Genomic DNA, 17,927 nt, shown 5'->3' on the forward strand with positions numbered 1-17,927 from the left:
GGTGGAAAAACTGGGCACACCATCAAAAACGAGACTGTCTGTTCCAGAAACACCGCAGAACCGGCTCCGCCGGGCTGCTGGTGTTGCCCCCTGCAAGGGGGGAGGAGGCCACACGAAGTGGGCAAGCCTGGGGGTGAGCCAGCTAAGCCGCTCCGACCAGCATCTGCACAAACATCTGCAGCTTGGTATTGGTCTCGGCGCTCAGGGCGGTGAATTCCAGCCCGGCCAGCAGCAGGCCTTCTTCGTGCTTGGTCTTCATCACGCGGGCATAGATGTCTGTGACCGGGTATTCCACCAGGGTCATGTCGAAGTTCAGCTTCACGTCGAAGCCGACTTCCAGCGGCAGGTCCAGCTCCAGCAGTACGCCGTGGTAGCCGATGTCCAGGATATGCGCGCGGATCGGGTGGGGCAGCACCGTGCTGCCTTCCAGCACCTGCAGGTCGCAAGGAATGCGCACCTCAGCACGGTGGCTGCGGCGAAACTCCTGGCGGGGCACTTTAAGGTGTAGCGCGGGTATGGCGATCAGCTCGCGCACCTTCACCGGCACCAGCTTGCCCGCCACGAACACGTCCACCGGGTCGGTCACCACCACCGAGCCATCGCAACGCTGGTAAGTGTTCTCGCTGATCAGCACCTGGCCGCGCAGGCTGAAGGATTCGATGCGCGAAGCCAGGCTGACCTCGTTGCCAATCACTGTGTACTGTGAAAAGGCTTCGGAGCCAAAGCGCCCGGCCATCACCGTGCCGGTGTTCAGGCCTATGCCCATATACAACTCAGGCATGCGGCCGCGTTGGTACTGGTCGTTCAGCAGGCGCATGGCGATCTGCATTTCCACCGCGCAAGACAGGGCGCGCATCACATCGTCCGGGCGCTCCACCGGCGCACCGAACAGCACCGTCATGGACTCGCCGGTGAACTTGTCGATAGTCCCCTGGTAGCGGTAAATCACCTCGCTCATGCGCTCCAGGCACAGGTTGAGCATGGTCACGATGGTGCCCGCAGGCTGGGTGGCGGTCAGCGCGATGAAGCCGCGCAAATCCGCCACCAGTATGGTCACCTCGCGCTTGACCACCGCCAGCTCGGGCCCTGAATCGGGGGCGCCCAGGGCGCCGTCCACGATGGCCGACAACTCGGCTTGCAGCGCGGGCGACACAGCTGTGCCGGTTTCGCGCGCCACCAGTGCTTGCAAGCGGCGTTGTGTCTCCGTCCGGGTATCAGTTTTCATGCGATTGGACATTCTGTAATGGTTGCGCGGTATGCGCTACCAACAGAATAGTGCCGCACCCGGTGGCGGTCAAGCTGCAAGACCCGCAGCCTGCGCGCCGCATCAATGGCCCAGCAGCCCGTCTGCCTTGAACATGGCTTTGATACCGCGCACCGCCTGGCGGATACGTGCCTCGTTCTCGATCAAAGCAAAGCGCACATGCTCGTCACCATGGTCGCCAAAGCCTATGCCGGGCGAGACCGAGACCTTGGCCTTGGCCAGCAGCTGCTTGGCAAACTCCAGCGAACCCAGCGCACGGTAGGGCTCGGGAATGCGTGCCCAGATGTACATGCTGGCCTTGGGGCAATCCACCTGCCAGCCCGCTTCGATCAGGCCTTTGTAGAGCACGTCGCGGCGGCTCTGGTAGGTGGCGGCAATCTCAGTCACGCAGCTCTGGTCGCCCTCCAGCGCGGCGATGGCTGCCACCTGCAGCGGAGTGAAAGTGCCGTAGTCGTGGTAGCTCTTGATGCGCGCCAGCGCCGCCACCAAATCCGGGTTACCAACCATGAAACCCACGCGCCAGCCGGCCATGTTGTAGCTCTTGGACAGGGTGAAAAACTCCACCGCAATATCCTTGGCGCCCGGCACCTGCATAATGGACGGAGCCTTCCAGCCGTCGAACACGATGTCGGCATAAGCCAGGTCATGCACCACGAAGATGTCGTGTTTCTTGGCCAGCGCAATCACCTTCTCGAAGAACGGCAGCTCCACGCACTGCGCCGTCGGGTTACTGGGGAAGCCCAGCACCATCATCTTCGGCTTGGGGTAGCTGCCGCGAATGGCCTTCTCCAGCTCGGCGAAGAAGTCCACGCCCTCGGTCAGCGGCACGCTGCGGATGTCAGCGCCAGCAATCACCGCGCCGTAGATATGAATGGGGTAGCTGGGGTCCGGCACCAGCACGGTGTCGCCCCGGTCCAGCGTGGCCAGCATCAGATGGGCCAGGCCTTCTTTCGAGCCGATGGTGACGATGGCCTCGCTGTCGGGATCAATGTCCACCTCATAGCGCGTTTTGTACCAGTGGGAGATGGCCCGGCGCAGGCGCGGAATGCCCTTGCTTGCCGAATAACCGTGCGTGTCGGGCCGCTGCGCGACCTCGGTGAGCTTGGCAACGATGTGCGCAGGCGTGGCCCCGTCGGGGTTGCCCATGCTCATGTCGATGATGTCCTCGCCACGCCGGCGCGCCGCCAGCTTCAGTTCGGCCGTGATGTTGAAGACGTAGGGGGGTAGGCGGTCAATGCGCGCAAAGCGGCGCTTGCCTGCAGAAGAAGCAGCCATGTTGATAAATCTCACGTAAGCGCCCGGAACCGTCCGAGCGACGTGGTTTGCCATGTGGGCAAACCCGTTTGAATGCTAGCAGAAAGCCTGGCCGCCCCAGACAAGCCAGCGCACGCAAAACCTGGCACGCAAACTGCATAGATAAACCTGTCTATACAGATTAAACAGGCCTACTTTCTAAATTTTCACCAAATTTGTGCCTGACATGACCCGAATCCAGCCGTCAAATCCAGCCTCACGCACCATTCGGGTGAAAATAATGGTTTACCTGTATGTACAAGTTGTCAAGTAACGCCGACCATCGCACCACTATGAGCACATCCACACCTTCCGTACGCCGCACATCCAGGCCCCGCGCCCATGTGGCGGAATCCCCGCTGGAGCCTACCGTGGCCCGCTACCAGCAGGTCAAGGACTTCATTGCCGGCAAGATCCAGGACGGCACCTGGCGCGCTGGCGACCGCCTGCCGTCCGAGAGCGAGCTGGTGGCCCAGTTCGGCATTGCCCGCATGACCGTCAACCGCGCCCTGCGCGAGCTGGTGGAGCAAGGCCGCATCACCCGCACCGCCGGCGTGGGCAGCTTTGTGGCCGATGAAAAGCCCCAAGGCAATCTGCTGCAGATCGCCCGCCTGTCGGACGACATCCGCCGCCGGGGCCACGACTACCGCTGCCAGATCGTCACCGTGGAGCGCATCGCCGCCCCGCTTGAAGTGGCGGCAGCGCTGGGCCTGCACACAGGGGAATCGGTGTTCCACGCGGTTTGCGTGCACCTGGAAGACGGCGTGGCCATCCAGCTGGAAGACCGCTTCGTGAACCCGCGTATGGCACCCGAATTCATGGAGCAGGACTTCACGCTGGAGCAGCCCTCCGACTTCCTGGTGCGTACCGTGCTGTTCGACCAGATGGAGCATGTGGTGGACGCCGTGCTACCCACCCGCGAACAGGCCGAACTGCTGCAAATGGAGCCCAGCCAACCCTGCCTGCTGCTCACCCGCCGCACCTGGATGCGCGAAGTCCCCATCACCCTGGTGCGCTGCCTGCACCCCGGCGCGCGCTACCGCCTGGGCAGCCGCGTACGTACCGATGGCAATGCCGTGACCAGCTAACTTTTACCCCCACACAACACTGCGCTTTCGCTCGCAATCACTTGTCTATACAGGATTAGAAATGTCCACACTCACACTCCACCCCGGCCAAGTCACTTTGGCCCAGCTGCGCAGCATCCACGCAGGCAACATCCAGCTCAGCCTAGCCGCAGAAGCCCGTGCCGGCATGCTGGCCGCACAGGCCACCGTGCAACGCATCGTGGACCAGGACCAGGTGGTCTACGGCATCAACACCGGCTTTGGCAAGCTGGCCAGCACCAAGATCGCACCCGACCATCTGGCCGACCTGCAGCGCAACCTGGTGCTGTCGCACAGCGTGGGCACAGGCGAACACCTGGCAGCCCCGGTGGTGCGCCTGATCCTGGCCACCAAGGCGGTCAGCCTGGCGCGCGGCCATTCCGGCATCCGCCCCGCATTGGCCGAAGCCCTGCTGGCACTGGTCAACGCCGGCCTGACGCCATGCATTCCAGCCAAAGGCTCGGTCGGCGCATCCGGCGACCTGGCGCCGCTGGCGCACATGGCCTGCGTATTGATAGGTGAAGGCCAGGCCACCAGCGCCAACGGCGAAGTACTGACCGGTGTGGAAGCCATGGCCCGCATCGGCCTGAAGCCTTTTGTACTGGGCCCCAAGGAAGGCCTGGCGCTGCTGAATGGCACGCAGGCATCCACCGCGCTGGCGCTGCACGGCCTGTTTGGGGCAGAGAACGTGTTTGGCGCCGCCATGCTGTCTGGCGCCCTGTCGCTGGAAGCGGTGCAAGGCTCCATCAAGCCCTTTGACGCCCGCATCCACGCCGCGCGCGGCCAGCCCGGCCAGATGGCGGTGGCCGGTGCGGTGCGCGCCCTGCTGGACGGCAGCGAGATCGTGCCGTCTCACTCGAACTGCGGCCGCGTGCAAGACCCGTATTCCCTGCGCTGCATTCCGCAGGTGATGGGCGCCTGCCTGGACAACCTGACCCATGCCGCCCGTGTACTGCAGACCGAAGCCAATGCCGCGTCCGACAACCCCTTGGTGTTTGACAATGGGGACGTGATCTCCGGCGGCAACTTCCACGCCGAACCCGTGGCCTTTGCCGCCGACATCATCGCCCTGGCGGTGGCCGAAATCGGCGCCATTTCCGAGCGCCGTCTGGCCCTGCTGCTGGACACCGGCTTATCCGGCCTGCCGCCCTTCCTGGTGCGCGATGGCGGGCTGAACTCGGGCTTCATGATGGCCCAGGTCACGGCTGCAGCCGTGGCGTCCGAAAACAAATCCCTGGCCCACCCGGCCAGCGTGGACAGCCTGCCGACATCCGCCAACCAGGAGGACCATGTGTCCATGGCCACCTTTGCCGCGCGCCGCCTGGGTGAGATGGTGAACAACACCGCCGTGGTCATCGGCATCGAGGCCATGGGCGCCACCCAGGGCATTGAGCTGAAACGCGACCTGAAATCCTCGCCCCTGGTGGAAGCCGCCTTCGCCGACATCCGCCAGCGCGTTGCCTTCCTGGACCAGGACCGCTTCCTGGCCAACGACATCGAAGCCATGCGCCTGTGGGCCCACCGCAGCGACTGGCCTGCCGCCGTACTGAACATCTTGCCCAGCCACATTCCAGCCTAAGGAGAATTCCCATGACCCAACAAGACCCCCGCTTCGACGCCAGCCGCGTCATCCGCGCCCCGCGTGGCACCGAACTCAGCTGCAAGAGCTGGCTGACCGAAGCCGCCTACCGCATGCTGCAAAACAACCTCGACGCCGAGGTGGCCGAAGACCCGAAGAGCCTGGTGGTCTACGGCGGCATCGGTCGCGCCGCTCGCAACTGGGAATGCTTTGACCAGATCCTGGCCAGCCTGCGTGAACTGAACGACGACGAAACCCTACTGGTGCAATCCGGCAAGCCCGTCGGCGTGTTCAAAACCCACGCCAACGCACCGCGCGTGCTGATCGCCAATTCCAACCTGGTGCCCAAGTGGGCCAACTGGGAGCACTTCCACGAACTGGACCGCAAGGGTCTGTTCATGTACGGCCAGATGACCGCCGGTAGCTGGATCTACATCGGCAGCCAGGGCATCGTACAAGGCACGTTCGAGACCTTCGTCGAAGCCGGCCGCCAGCACTACAACAACGACCTGGCCGGCAAGTGGATCTTGACCGCTGGTCTGGGCGGCATGGGCGGTGCCCAGCCACTGGCCGCGACGCTGGCCGGCGCCGTGTCGCTGAACATCGAATGCCAGCAGAGCAGCATCGACTTCCGCCTGCGCACCCGCTATGTGGACAAACAAGCGCGCGACATTGACCATGCGCTGGAACTGATACAGCAGCACTGCGACGCGAAAGAAGCCGTATCCATCGCCCTGCTCGGCAATGCGGCCGACATCCTGCCCGAGCTGGTGCGCCGCGCCAAGGCCGGCGCCATCAAACCCGATCTGGTGACCGACCAGACCTCCGCCCACGACCTGGTCAACGGCTATCTGCCCACGGGCTGGAGCGTGGCCGACTGGAAGGCTGCACAGAAAGACCCGGCCCAGCACGCCGCGCTGGTGGCAGCCGCGGCCCAGAGCTGCGCCGTGCACGTGCAAGCCATGCTGGACTTCCAGGCGATGGGCATCCCCACGGTGGACTACGGCAACAACATCCGCCAGGTGGCGTTCGATGTCGGCGTGAAGAACGCCTTCGACTTCCCCGGCTTCGTGCCGGCCTACATCCGCCCACTGTTCTGCGAAGGCAAGGGCCCGTTCCGCTGGGTGGCCTTGTCGGGTGACCCGGAAGACATCTACAAGACCGACGCCAAGATCAAGGAGCTGTTCCCGAACAACCACCACACGCACCGCTGGCTGGACATGGCGCGTGAACGCATCAGCTTCCAGGGCCTGCCCGCGCGCATCTGCTGGCTGGGCCTGGGCGAGCGCCATATCGCCGGCCTGGCCTTCAACGAAATGGTGAAGAACGGTGAGCTCAAAGCCCCGATCGTCATCGGCCGCGACCACCTGGACACCGGCTCGGTGTCCAGCCCGAACCGTGAAACCGAATCCATGAAAGACGGCACCGACGCGGTGAGCGACTGGCCGCTGCTGAACGCGCTGCTGAATACCGCTGGCGGCGCCACCTGGGTCAGCCTGCACCACGGCGGCGGCGTCGGCATGGGCTATTCGCAGCACTCGGGCATGGTCATCGTGGCCGACGGCACCGATGCCGCCGCCGAGCGCCTGGCCCGCGTGCTGGTGAACGACTGCGGCTCCGGCGTGATGCGCCACGCCGATGCCGGCTATGACATCGCCATCGCCACCGCCAAGAAGCAGGGCCTGAACCTGCCCATGGTGAAGTAAACGCTCCTATATCCATAGCTGCTGGCGCAGGTAATTAGTGCGCTGGCGGCATATTTAACCCCTATTCCCCTGTCCCGCTGTTCCTCTGTCCTTCAACCTTTGAAAGTCTCACCATGAAAACCTCGAAACTCGTATCCGCCAGCCTGCTCGCCCTGGGCGCCATGTCCTGCCTGGCACCCGCGCAAGCCAAAGACTGGAAGTCCGTCACCATCGCCACCGAAGGCGCTTACGAACCCTGGAACCTGACCTTGCCCGGCGGCAAGCTCGGCGGCTTCGAGGTCGACATGATGGAAGACCTGTGCAAGCGCGCGCAGATCACCTGCAAGCTGGTCGTGCAAAACTGGGACGGCATGATCGCCGGCCTGAAAGCCGGCAAGTACGACGTGATGATGGACTCCATCGTCATCACCGACGAGCGCAAGAAAGAGATCGCGTTCTCGGCCCCCTACGCCTCCACCTCGGCCAGCTTTGTCGCTGCCAGCGGCAAGCTGCTGCCCGAAGCCAAGGGCCCCACCATGAAGCTGGGTACCGACGCCAAGGCCGTACGCGCCGCCATCGAGCCACTGCGCACTGCGCTGAAGGGCAAGACCATCGGCATCGCCTCCGGCACCGTCTACACCGCCTTCATGGATGCGCATTTCAAAGACATCGCCACCATCCGCGAATACAGCGCCTCGGCCGACACCATGCTGGACCTGAAGGCCGGCCGCATCGATGCCGCTTTTGACGACGTGACCCTGATCAACTCCATCCTGGAAAAGCCCGAAAACAAGGGCCTGGCCTACACCGGTCCGAAGATCGGCGGCCTGGTATTCGGCGAAGGCGAAGCCCTGGGCTTTCGCAAAGCCGATGCCGACCTGAAAGCCAAATTCGACGTGGCAATCAAGGCTGCATTGGCCGACGGCACCATGAAAAAGCTGTCGCTGAAGTGGTTCAAGACCGACCTGACGGGCACGCTGTAATCCACACTGCGGCCACCGCAACAACCATTACCGAAAGACCATGATGGAATTGTTCGAAATGCTGGGGTTTGGTGAGCAAGGCTGGGGCTCGGCCCTGCTGCTGGCCACCCTGTTGACGGTGGCCCTGACACTGTGCGGCTTGCTGGTAGGCTCGGTGTTCGGCGCGCTGGTCGCAGCCGCCAAGCTGTCGCCGCGGCGCAGCCTGCGGGCTGTGGGCGAGCTGTATTCCACGGTGTTCCGCGGCATCCCCGAGCTGCTGGTGATCTACCTGTTCTACTTCGGCGGCTCGACCCTGATCACAGCCATCGGCCAGTGGTTTGGCGCCGAAGGTTTCATCGCCACGCCGCCGTTTCTGGTGGGTGCGCTGGCCGTCGGCATGATTTCTGGCTCCTACCAGGCCGAGGTCTACCGTGGCGCCTTCCTGGCCGTGGTGCCGGGTGAGCTGGAAGCCGCGCGCTCCATCGGCATGCCCACCATGATGCTGGCTCGGCGCATCCTGCTGCCACAAATATTCCGCCTGTCGCTGCCCGGCCTGGGCAATGTCTGGCAGATGAGCCTGAAGGATTCGGCACTGATCTCGGTCACCGGCCTTGCCGAGCTGATGCGCACCACGCAAATTGGTGCCGGTTCAACACGCCAGTACTTCACTTTTTATATCGTTGGCGGCATTCTGTATTTGCTGCTCACCGGCATGTCGAACCAAGTGTTCGGTCGTGCAGAAAAACACATGGGCAAGTCGCAACGACGCAGCCTGGCAGGAGGCCACTAAGATGGACTACGACTTCCTCCTCAACACCATGGGCAAGCTGTTGGCCGCCGTTCCGACAACGCTGGGCCTGTTCTTTTTGTCCATGCTGTTCGGCGGCTTGCTGTCGCTGCTCATCGTCGCCATGCGCGTTGGCCCGTACCCGGCGCTCAGTTGGTTTGCGCGCGGCTATGTGCTGGTGTTCCGCGGCTCGCCGCTGCTGATCCAGCTGTTCCTGATTTACTACGGCCTCGGCCAATTCGATGCGGTGCGCGAAAGCATGTTCTGGATCGTGCTGCGCTCGCCCTATGCCTGCGCGGTACTGGCGCTGGCCTTGTGCACGGCAGGCTACACCGCCGAGATTCTGCGCGGCGGGTTGCTGGCCGTGCCGCACGGCCAGATCGAGGCCGGCCTGGCCACCGGCATGTCGCGCTGGACGCTGCTGCACCGCGTCATCGCCCCCATCGCGCTGCGCCAGTGCCTGCCCGCCTACTCCACCGAGCTGGTGCTGCTGGTCAAGTCCACCGCACTGGCCAGCCTGGTCACGGTCTGGGATGTGACCGGCGTGGCCCAGCAGATCATCCAGCGCACCTACCGCACCATGGAGGTTTTCATCTGCGCCGCCGCCATCTACCTGGTGCTGAACTTCCTGCTGGTGCGCGCCGTGGCCATGCTGGAGCACCGGCTGTCGCCGCATCTGCGCAAGCGCCCCACCACCGCTGTGAAACCCCACGCCCAAACCGTTTGACCCGACCATGACCACCACAACCGCGACCCTGGCCGTCACTGGCATCCACAAATCCTTCGGCAGCCACCATGTGCTGAAGGGCATCTCCATGACCGCCCAGAAGGGCGATGTGATCTCCATACTCGGTGCCAGCGGCTCGGGCAAGAGCACCTTTCTGCGCTGCATCAACCTGCTGGAAACGCCCGACCAAGGCAGCGTCTGCCTGGACGGCGAAACCCTGGAGATGCGCCAACGCAAAGACGGCCGCATGGAGCCGGTGCACCGCAAGCAGGTCGAGCGCATGCGCTCGCAGTTGGCCATGGTGTTCCAGAACTTCAACCTCTGGTCGCACATGACGGTGCTGCAAAACCTGATCGAAGGCCCGATGCGGGTGCAAAAGCGCGCGCGCGCCGAATGCGTGGAAGAAGCCGAGGCCTTGCTGCAGCGCGTAGGCCTGTTCGAGCGGCGTGACTATTACCCCGCCCATCTGTCCGGCGGCCAACAGCAGCGCGTGGCGATTGCCCGGGCGCTGGCCATGCGCCCGCAGGTGATGCTGTTCGACGAACCCACCTCGGCCCTGGACCCCGAGCTGGTTGGCGAGGTGCTAAAGGTGATGCGTTCCCTGGCCGAAGAGGGCCGTACCATGCTGGTGGTGACGCACGAAATGGGTTTTGCCCGCAATGTGTCGAACCGCGTGGTCTTCATGCACCAAGGCCTGGTCGATGTAGAAGGCGCGCCGGCCGATGTGTTTGGCGCCGCCAGTTCCGAACGCTTTCGCCAGTTCAACTCCGGCCACCAGGAAAGGGCTGCAGCGTGAAAGACACTCACCCCCAGGCTACAGCGCAAGCGCTTTCCGCCCACCCCCTTGCAGGGGGCAACAGCAGCAGCCTGGCAAAGCCAGTTCTGCGCTGTTCACCGGAAGAGATGGTCGCCACCACCGTTTTGCTGGGTGATGCCCCTCTGGGCTGGCGCGAGCTGGTCGCCGTGGCCCGCGACGGCGCGCCGTTGGCATTGTCGTCCGCTGCCTGGACCCGCATCGCCAACGCCCGCGCCATCGTGGACCGCATCGTGGCCAGCGGCGAGCGCGCCTATGGCATCAGCACCGGCCTCGGCGCCCTGAGCAATGTGCTGCTGCACGGCGAGCAACTGGCCCAGCTGTCGCGCAACACCTTGCTCAGCCATGCTGTCGGCGTAGGCCCGCTGCTGACGGTGGCGCAGACCCGCGCCATCCTGGTCGCGGCGCTGGCCAATTTTGCGCAAGGCTATTCGGGCCTGCAGCCCAAGGTGGTCGAAGGCCTGCTAGCACTGCTGAACCACAGCGTCACGCCCTGCGTGCCGTCCCAGGGTTCGGTCGGCTACCTCACGCACATGGCGCACATCAGCGTGGCGCTGCTGGGCGTGGGCGAGGTGCAGTTCCAGGGCCGCACCCAGCCGGCTGCCGAGGCGCTGGCCACCATCGGCCTGCAGCCGCTGTTGCTGGGCGCCAAGGACGGTTTGAGCCTGGTCAACGGCACGCCTTGCATGACCGGCCTGGCGGCGCTGGCGCTGGCCGATGTGGAGCGCCTGGCCGACTGGGCCGACGTGGTCGGCGCCATGAGCTTCGAAGCCCTGCGCGGCCAGATAGCCGCCTTCGACGCCGAGATCATCGCCCTCAAACCCCACCCCGGCATGCAGCAGGTGGGCCGCAACCTGCGCAGCCTGCTCGAAGGCAGCGAAGTCATTGCCAGCAGCCGTGGCATCCGCACGCAAGATGCCCTCAGCATCCGCTCCATACCGCAGATCCACGGCGCCTGCCGCGACCAGATCGCCCACGCGGCAAAGCAGATTGAAACCGAGCTGAATTCCGCCACCGACAACCCGCTGCTGCTGGGCACACCGGATGCCTACCGCGTGGTCTCACAGGCCAACCCGCACGGCGAATCGGTGGCCATGGCGGCCGACCTGCTGCGCATTGCGGTGGCCGAACTCGGCGGCGTGGCCGAGCGGCGCATCGACCGGCTGGTGAACCCGCTGGTCAGCGGCTTGCCCGCGTTTCTGGTGGCCGAGCCGGGGGTGAATTCCGGCCTGATGATCACCCAGTACACCGCCGCCTCCCTGGCCGGCGAAAACCGCCGCCTGGCCCAGCCGGTGGTGGTCGACAACTTCATCACCTCGGGCAACCAGGAAGACCACCTGAGCCTGGGCACCAGCGCCGCGCTGGACCTGCACAAGTCCACCGAGAACCTGACGCAGATCCTGGCCATCGAATACCTGCTGGCCGCGCAGGCCTTCGAGTTCCTGAAGGACCAGCGCTTCGGCCAAGGCACCGGCCAGGCCTGGCGCAAGCTACGCGAGCAGGTTCCGGCCTTCGATGCCGACCGCTTTCTGGCACCCGACATTGCCAAGGCCGCTGCAATATTGCGTTCACCCTCGGGGCTACTGCCGTGATCCACAGCTTCGACACCGCTACCCTGCCCGCCACGCCGTGGAAGAACGGCGGCGGCACCACGCGTGAAATCGTCTGCCAGCCTGCCGGTGCGGGCATGGACAGTTTCGACTGGCGCATCAGCATCGCCCGCATCGCCCAGGCCGGGCCGTTCTCGGCCTTCCCCGGTGTCGATAGGGTGATCATGCTGCTGGATGGCGACGGCGTACGCCTGCATGCACCCGGCATAGACCACGCACTGGACACCCCTGGCCAGCCCTTCGCATTCTCTGGCGATGTGGCGCTGGACTGCGACCTGCTGGGCGGCGCGTCCACCGATTTCAATGTGATGACACGGCGCAGCCGCTTGCGCGCCGAGGTGCAGGTGCTCAACGCCGCCCGGCAAATTCCAGCATCCACCCAGGGCCTGCTGCTAGTACTACGCGGCGCCTGGCATCTGCAGTGCGGCGCGCATGATTTCCGCTGCGCCAGCGGCCACGGCCTGTGGTGGGATGCTTCGACCAGCTGGCAGGCCACGCCGCTGGAGGCCAACGCGCAACTTGTATGGGTCGGCCTGCATGATTTATAAAAAATAGGCCGCTAGCGCAATAAATACCTACGCAAGCAGCTACACATTCAATAGCAAACAGAATATGACCACGCCCCAACACCCCAGCGCTGACGGACTCTGGTACAACCTGCGGCTGGCCGATGGCGGTACGGCCAACGCCCTGGCGGTGCAGCACGGCCAGATAGCCTGGATGGGAGACCTGGCGGCAATGCCCGCAGCCTTCGCCGGCCTGCCACGCATCGACGCCGGCGGTGCATTGGCCACGCCCGGCCTGGTCGATTGCCACACGCACCTTGTCTACGGCGGCCAGCGCGCCAATGAGTTTGCGATGCGCCTGGCCGGCGCCAGCTACGAAGAGGTGGCGAAAGCCGGTGGCGGCATCATCTCGTCGGTGAAGGCCACGCGTGCCGCCAGTGAAGACGAACTCTATGCCCAGGCCGCATCGCGGCTGCAGCAGCTGCTGGACGACGGGGTCTGCGCGATCGAGATCAAATCCGGCTACGGCCTGAGCCTGGAGCACGAACGCAAGCAGCTGCGCGTGGCCCGGCGGCTCGGCCAGGACTTCGGCGTAACCGTGCGGACCACCTTCCTCGGCGCCCACGCGCTGCCGCCGGAGTACGCGGGCCGCAGCCAGGATTACATCGACTTGGTGTGCCACGAAATGCTGCCCGCGCTGCATGCCGAAGGCCTGGTGGATGCTGTCGATGTGTTCTGCGAGCGCATCGCGTTTTCGCTGGCCGAGACCGAGCAGGTATTCAAGGCGGCGCAGTCCCTGGGCCTGCCGGTGAAGCTGCATGCCGAGCAGCTGTCCGACATGGGCGGCTCGGTGCTGGCGGCGCACTATGGTGCTTTGTCTTGCGACCACATCGAGCATTTGTCGCAGGCCGGTATCGATGCGATGCGTGCTGCCGGTACGGTGGCGGTGCTGCTGCCCGGCGCCTACTACACGCTACGCGATACGCACCTGCCGCCGATTGCCGCCCTGCGCGCCGCGGGTGTGCCGATGGCAGTCTCCACCGACCACAACCCGGGCACCTCGCCGGCGCTGAGCTTGCTGTTGATGGCCAACATGGCCTGCACGCTGTTCCGGTTGACGGTGCCAGAGGCACTGGCAGGCATCACCACGCATGCAGCCCGCGCACTGGATTTGCAGGACACGCACGGCACGCTGGCCGTGGGACGGACTGCGAACTTTGTGCTGTGGGATTTGCGGGAACCGGCGGAGCTGGTGTACTGGTTGGGGCAGCAGCCTGGGCGCACTATTGTTCGGCAGGGTTTTGTTGCGTTGGACAGTTTGGGGTTGCTGTGAGCTTGATGGGTTTTTATGGGCGTCCCAGGGGATCGGGATCGGTGGCGCAGCGCGCCACATCGCGCCTAGGGCGCGAGCCCGGCGCAGCCGGGACGGATGTCCGCTCCCGACCCCACGCCGTGTGGCGTCGGCGAGTAGCGCAGGGCTGGGCGGATCAGGGCCCGCGATTGTCTGAGCGCAGCGAGTTCGAGCGGGACCCCGCCCAGACCGAGCAACGCAGCGTACCCCGAAGCGCAGCGCAGGGGGCGACGACTTCGGCTGGCCTTTTCTTTGGTGACTTTCTTTTGGCCACGCAAAAGAAAGTTACTGCGCCGCCGGGCGCACATCCCGGCCGACCATCTCTATAAACACCTCCGGCCATGACCAACCAAATCTTCGCCAAAGACGCCCTACTCCCCACCGGCTGGGAGACCAACGTCCTGCTGCAATGGAACAGCCTGGGCGAACTCACCACCGTCACCCTCAACACAGAGCCCAACGGCGCACCGACAGCCGCAGGTCCCGTCACCCCCGGCCTGCCCAACCTCCACAGCCACGCCTTCCAACGCGCCATGGCCGGCCTCACCGAATTCCGCGGCGCCGCGCAGGACAGCTTCTGGAGCTGGCGCAGCCTGATGTACCAGTTCGCCGCCCGCCTCTCACCCGAACAGGTCGAGGCCATCGCCACCTGGCTGTACATCGAAATGCTGGAAGCCGGCTACACCTCGGTCTGCGAATTCCACTACCTGCACCACAGTGCCGACGGCACACCCTACGCCGACGACGCCGAGCTGTCCAAGGCCCTGCTGCGCGCGGCAAAAACCGCCGGCATCGCCATCACCCTGCTGCCCGTGCTGTACCAGACCAGCGGCTTCGGCGGCACGCCGCCCAACGAAGGGCAACGCAGATTCATACGCTCCACCGACTCGATGCTGCGCCTGCTGGAAACCCTCAAACCCCTGTGCGACGCGCAAGGTGCACGCCTGGGCATGGCGCCACATTCGCTGCGCGCTGTGCCGCCCGACAGCCTGCGCGACGCCGTGGCTGGCCTGCACGCCATCGACGCCAGCGCGCCGGTGCACATCCACATAGCAGAACAGACCGCCGAGGTCGATGCCTGCCTGGCCTGGAGCGGCCAGCGCCCGGTGGAATGGCTGCTGGACCACGCACCGGTGGACGCCCGCTGGTGCCTCATCCACGCCACGCACATGAGCGAAGCCGAATACCAACGCGCCGCCACCAGCGGCGCCGTAGCGGGCATCTGCCCGAGCACCGAGGCGAACCTGGGCGACGGCCTGTTCGACATGCCGCGCTGGTTGGCCGCCGGTGGCGCCTGGGGCCTGGGCTCAGACAGCCATGCCTGCGTGAATGCGGCCGAAGAACTGCTGCTGCTCGAATACGGCCAGCGCCTGCAGTTCCGCCAGCGCAATGTGCTGGCAAGCGCGCAGCAGCCCCAGGTCGCTACGGCCACCTTGCTTCAAGCTGTGGCCGGCGGCGCGCAAGCCTCGGGCCGCAACGCACAAGGCCTGGCCGTGGGCCAGCGCGCCGACTTCTGCGTGCTGGACGCGCAGCACCTGGCGCTGGCCGGCTTGTCGGCACCCGAGATGCTGTCGGCCCATGTGTTCGCCAGCCACCGGACTTCGGCGCTCGATGCCGTCTGGGTAGCCGGCCAGCAGCGCACCCAACAAGGTCGGCACCCGCAGCACGACGCAGCAGCCGCCGCCTTCATCGCTGCCCGAACCCAACTCACACAGGTGTAAAAAATGGAACCCTTCAAATTCATCCAAGGCACACAACCGCTGCTGATCTCCATGCCCCATGTCGGCACCTATGTGCCACCGACCCTGGCCACGCGCCTGACCGATGTGGCCCAACAAGTGCACGACACCGACTGGCACCTAGAACGCCTGTACGGCTTCGCCAAGGAACTCGGCGCCTCGCTGCTGATAGCCACGCATTCGCGCTATGTGATCGACCTGAACCGGGACCCCTCGGGCGCCAGCCTGTACCCGGGCCAGAGCGTCACCGGACTCTGCCCGGTGGACGACTTCGACGATCTGCCGCTGTACCGCGACCCGCGGGATGTACCCGGTGAAGCCGAGATCGCCGAGCGCCGCGACAGCATTTGGCAGCCCTACCACCAGCAGCTGCAGGCCGAGCTGGCGCGGCTGAAATCCGTGCATGGCAAGGCCGTGCTGTGGGATGCGCACTCAATACGTTCCGTGCTGCCGCGCTTCTTCGAAGGCAAGCTGCCGGACCTGAACCTGGGCAGCGGCAACGGCACCAGTTGCGACCCGGCGATGGCGGCCCAGCTGCTAGCCATTGCCGAATCCGCACCGGGCTACACCGCGGTGCTGAACGGCCGCTTCAAGGGCGGCTACATCACCCGCCAGTACGGCCAGCCTGCGCAGAGCATCCATGCGATCCAGCTGGAGATGACGCAGTGCAGCTATATGCAGGAAGCCATGCCCTTCGACTACCTGCCCGAGGTGGCCGCCCGCATCCAGCCGCATCTGCGCCGCATGGTGGAAGCCGCGTTGGGCTTCGCGCAACAGGGCACACGCTGACATGGCGAGTCATGGCTAGATGACCGCCCATGCACTGACCACCTGGTTCCTCCCCAAGCCCTTGGCGTGGTAGAGCAACTCATCGGCTGCAGCAATCAGCTGCGGGGCTTGCATGGGTGGCACCAGCTCGGAAACCCCGCTGCTGATACTGACACAAGAACCCGCCGAGGAATGGGCATGCGCAATGCCCAGGTGGCTGACTTCACGGCGTATCTCCTCCGCCATCCGCGCGGCGGCCCGCAGATCGGTATCGGGCAGGATGAAGGCAAACTCTTCGCCCCCGTAGCGCGCCACCAGATCAGCCGGACGGTGCGAGCAGGACGCGAGCACGCGTGCAACGCGCTTCAGGCAAGTGTCACCCGCCTGGTGTCCGTAGTGGTCATTGAAATCCTTGAAATGGTCTATGTCGCAAAGGATCAAGGCCAACGGCCTGTGGAAGCGGCTCGCAACAGCAATCTGCTCCGCCAGATACTCATCAAAATACCGCCGGTTCGCCAGCCCCGTCAATCCGTCATGCCGCGCTAAATTCGCCAGAACCTTGTTGGCCGCGCCAAGCTTGATCGACAGCTGGAACAGCCGCTGGTGCTGCTTCACATCTTCAATCAACAAAGCAATCAGCAAAAAGCTCGCGGCCAGCAGACCGTAGATCCGGCCTACATACCAACCCAAATCGTATCGGCCGGTATTCAAAAGCGCCGCCAGTGCAATATCGAACAACCACACGCACATGACGACCAGCAGCCATACATCCAGTACCGTGTGCGGCTTCTTCTTCCACACCGCCACCAAGGCGGCCAGGCTGAGAGCCCACACGCCGAATAAAAACCTGTGCCCCATATCGGTGGTGCGGTTGCCATTGAGAAAAATCGGAATATAGGCCTGGCCCTGCGTGGCGAAGAGCCCAAACCCAGCCACCAGAACAAATATGCCCACCACAGCGACAGCAATCGCAATGGATGGGCGATCCCGCATCAGCTGCTGCGGTTGAAAGGGTTTGAAAACCTTGCCCTTCAACAACGTATAGCCCATGATGGCCAGCGGAAACCCGCTGTGCCAGAACATGTACATCGCAGAAGAAGTCTGGGGCCCCGACCCGAACAGGCCGGTTGGCGACAAGAGACCAGGAAAAATCGACAGATACTCCAGCGTGGCGGTTGCCGTGAACAGATAGCCACAGGCCAGCAGCAGCAAAGCCGGCGTGCGCACCACGCTGAACTGACCAAACAACAGCACGGCGGTGATCAGATCGCAGATCACCAGCACCGACACATACATGGGAATAAAGGCGGGAATCTGTACCAGCGGCATCCTGGCAAAAGGCACGGCCGCCGCAAACACCAGCAGAGAGACGGCGACTGAAATGGCAGCATGCCGAATCTCCCGGCGCCCGGCGGGCTCCGTGGAAAGCAAGCCCGCGGGCGGCTTGGCCGAGTCACAGTCTGTTTGCATCATGTTATCGGCGGGCATTTTCCACACCCGCCCAGTGTCCACATTGAAACGACTCGACGAAAGGCAGCCGGCTTGGTGCGCGCGTCTGCCCCACTGTGCTGCACCAGCCCAGCGCCACCGCATTCGCACCCAGCCTGCACCACAGCCTATGGATCTTGCACCTGCTGCGCCGCTTTGTACCTAGGGTGGACCCTCCCACGTCCACCGGCAAAATCATCATCGCCGGCATTGCAAACGCCGCGTTGGCACCCAGCTAGCAGGTTCCG

The 17,927-nt window shown here is 64.5% G+C and carries 16 protein-coding genes; 13 read left to right on the plus strand and 3 right to left on the minus strand.

The features are described from left to right. Positions 1-142: 142 nt before the first annotated feature. Together AC07VY_RS15595 and alaC are read right to left on the minus strand one after the other, a co-directional pair. Positions 143-1,225: an adenylate/guanylate cyclase domain-containing protein gene (locus tag AC07VY_RS15595; protein ID WP_495098300.1), complete on the minus strand. Its 1,083-nt coding sequence runs from the start codon at positions 1,223-1,225 to the stop codon at positions 143-145. 102 nt (positions 1,226-1,327) lie between these two features. After that, the gene (alaC, locus tag AC07VY_RS15600) at positions 1,328-2,539 is read right to left on the minus strand and encodes an alanine transaminase (protein WP_495098299.1); all 1,212 of its coding nucleotides are present in this window, start codon (positions 2,537-2,539) and stop codon (positions 1,328-1,330) included. Positions 2,540-2,850: 311 nt separating this feature from the next. On the opposite strand from alaC, the gene hutC reads away from it, so the two are divergent. The 12 genes from hutC (at position 2,851) to hutG (ending at position 16,212) form a co-directional block, all read left to right on the plus strand. Next, positions 2,851-3,645: a histidine utilization transcriptional repressor HutC gene (gene hutC, locus AC07VY_RS15605; protein ID WP_495098298.1), complete on the plus strand. Its 795-nt coding sequence runs from the start codon at positions 2,851-2,853 to the stop codon at positions 3,643-3,645. Positions 3,646-3,706: 61 nt separating this feature from the next. Continuing rightward, a complete protein-coding gene (hutH, locus tag AC07VY_RS15610; RefSeq protein ID WP_495098297.1) occupies positions 3,707-5,242 on the plus strand; it encodes a histidine ammonia-lyase in 1,536 nt (511 codons plus the stop codon). A gap of 11 nt (positions 5,243-5,253) precedes the next feature. After that, positions 5,254-6,948: a urocanate hydratase gene (gene hutU, locus AC07VY_RS15615; protein ID WP_495098296.1), complete on the plus strand. Its 1,695-nt coding sequence runs from the start codon at positions 5,254-5,256 to the stop codon at positions 6,946-6,948. 113 nt (positions 6,949-7,061) lie between these two features. Continuing rightward, positions 7,062-7,910 carry a transporter substrate-binding domain-containing protein gene (locus tag AC07VY_RS15620; protein WP_495098295.1) on the plus strand — a complete coding sequence of 283 codons (849 nt, stop codon included), beginning with the start codon at positions 7,062-7,064 and terminating at the stop codon, positions 7,908-7,910. Positions 7,911-7,953: 43 nt separating this feature from the next. Continuing rightward, positions 7,954-8,679, plus strand: a complete 726-nt coding sequence (locus AC07VY_RS15625; protein WP_495076437.1) for an ABC transporter permease — start codon at positions 7,954-7,956, stop codon at positions 8,677-8,679. A 1-nt stretch (position 8,680) separates the two neighbouring features. Then, on the plus strand, positions 8,681-9,403 hold the full coding sequence (locus AC07VY_RS15630; RefSeq protein ID WP_495098294.1) for an ABC transporter permease: 723 nt from the start codon (positions 8,681-8,683) through the stop codon (positions 9,401-9,403). A gap of 7 nt (positions 9,404-9,410) precedes the next feature. Then, positions 9,411-10,199, plus strand: coding sequence for an ABC transporter ATP-binding protein (locus AC07VY_RS15635; protein WP_495098293.1), 789 nt, complete (start codon positions 9,411-9,413; stop codon positions 10,197-10,199). A gap of 107 nt (positions 10,200-10,306) precedes the next feature. Next, complete coding sequence (gene hutH / locus AC07VY_RS15640) at positions 10,307-11,809, plus strand: histidine ammonia-lyase (protein ID WP_495098292.1); 1,503 nt, start codon at positions 10,307-10,309, stop codon at positions 11,807-11,809. Beyond that, complete coding sequence (locus AC07VY_RS15645) at positions 11,809-12,375, plus strand: HutD/Ves family protein (protein WP_495098326.1); 567 nt, start codon at positions 11,809-11,811, stop codon at positions 12,373-12,375. The genes hutH (AC07VY_RS15640) and AC07VY_RS15645 overlap by 1 nt, the downstream gene beginning before the upstream one ends. Positions 12,376-12,439: 64 nt before the next feature. Continuing rightward, positions 12,440-13,666, plus strand: a complete 1,227-nt coding sequence (hutI, locus tag AC07VY_RS15650; RefSeq protein WP_495098291.1) for an imidazolonepropionase — start codon at positions 12,440-12,442, stop codon at positions 13,664-13,666. Between the two features lie 359 nt (positions 13,667-14,025). Then, on the plus strand, positions 14,026-15,405 hold the full coding sequence (locus AC07VY_RS15655) for a formimidoylglutamate deiminase (protein ID WP_495098290.1): 1,380 nt from the start codon (positions 14,026-14,028) through the stop codon (positions 15,403-15,405). A 3-nt stretch (positions 15,406-15,408) separates the two neighbouring features. Beyond that, complete coding sequence (hutG, locus tag AC07VY_RS15660) at positions 15,409-16,212, plus strand: N-formylglutamate deformylase (protein WP_495098289.1); 804 nt, start codon at positions 15,409-15,411, stop codon at positions 16,210-16,212. 15 nt (positions 16,213-16,227) lie between these two features. Here the strand turns inward: hutG and AC07VY_RS15665 are convergent, their stop codons facing one another. Continuing rightward, positions 16,228-17,784: a sensor domain-containing diguanylate cyclase gene (locus AC07VY_RS15665; RefSeq protein WP_495098288.1), complete on the minus strand. Its 1,557-nt coding sequence runs from the start codon at positions 17,782-17,784 to the stop codon at positions 16,228-16,230. Between AC07VY_RS15665 and AC07VY_RS15670 the strand changes: the two genes are divergently transcribed. Beyond that, positions 17,757-17,918, plus strand: coding sequence for a hypothetical protein (locus tag AC07VY_RS15670; RefSeq protein WP_495111316.1), 162 nt, complete (start codon positions 17,757-17,759; stop codon positions 17,916-17,918). The genes AC07VY_RS15665 and AC07VY_RS15670 overlap by 28 nt on opposite strands. The last annotated feature ends 9 nt before the right edge of the window (positions 17,919-17,927 follow it).

The sequence above is a fragment of the Rhodoferax sp. GW821-FHT02C08 genome (assembly GCF_059421805.1).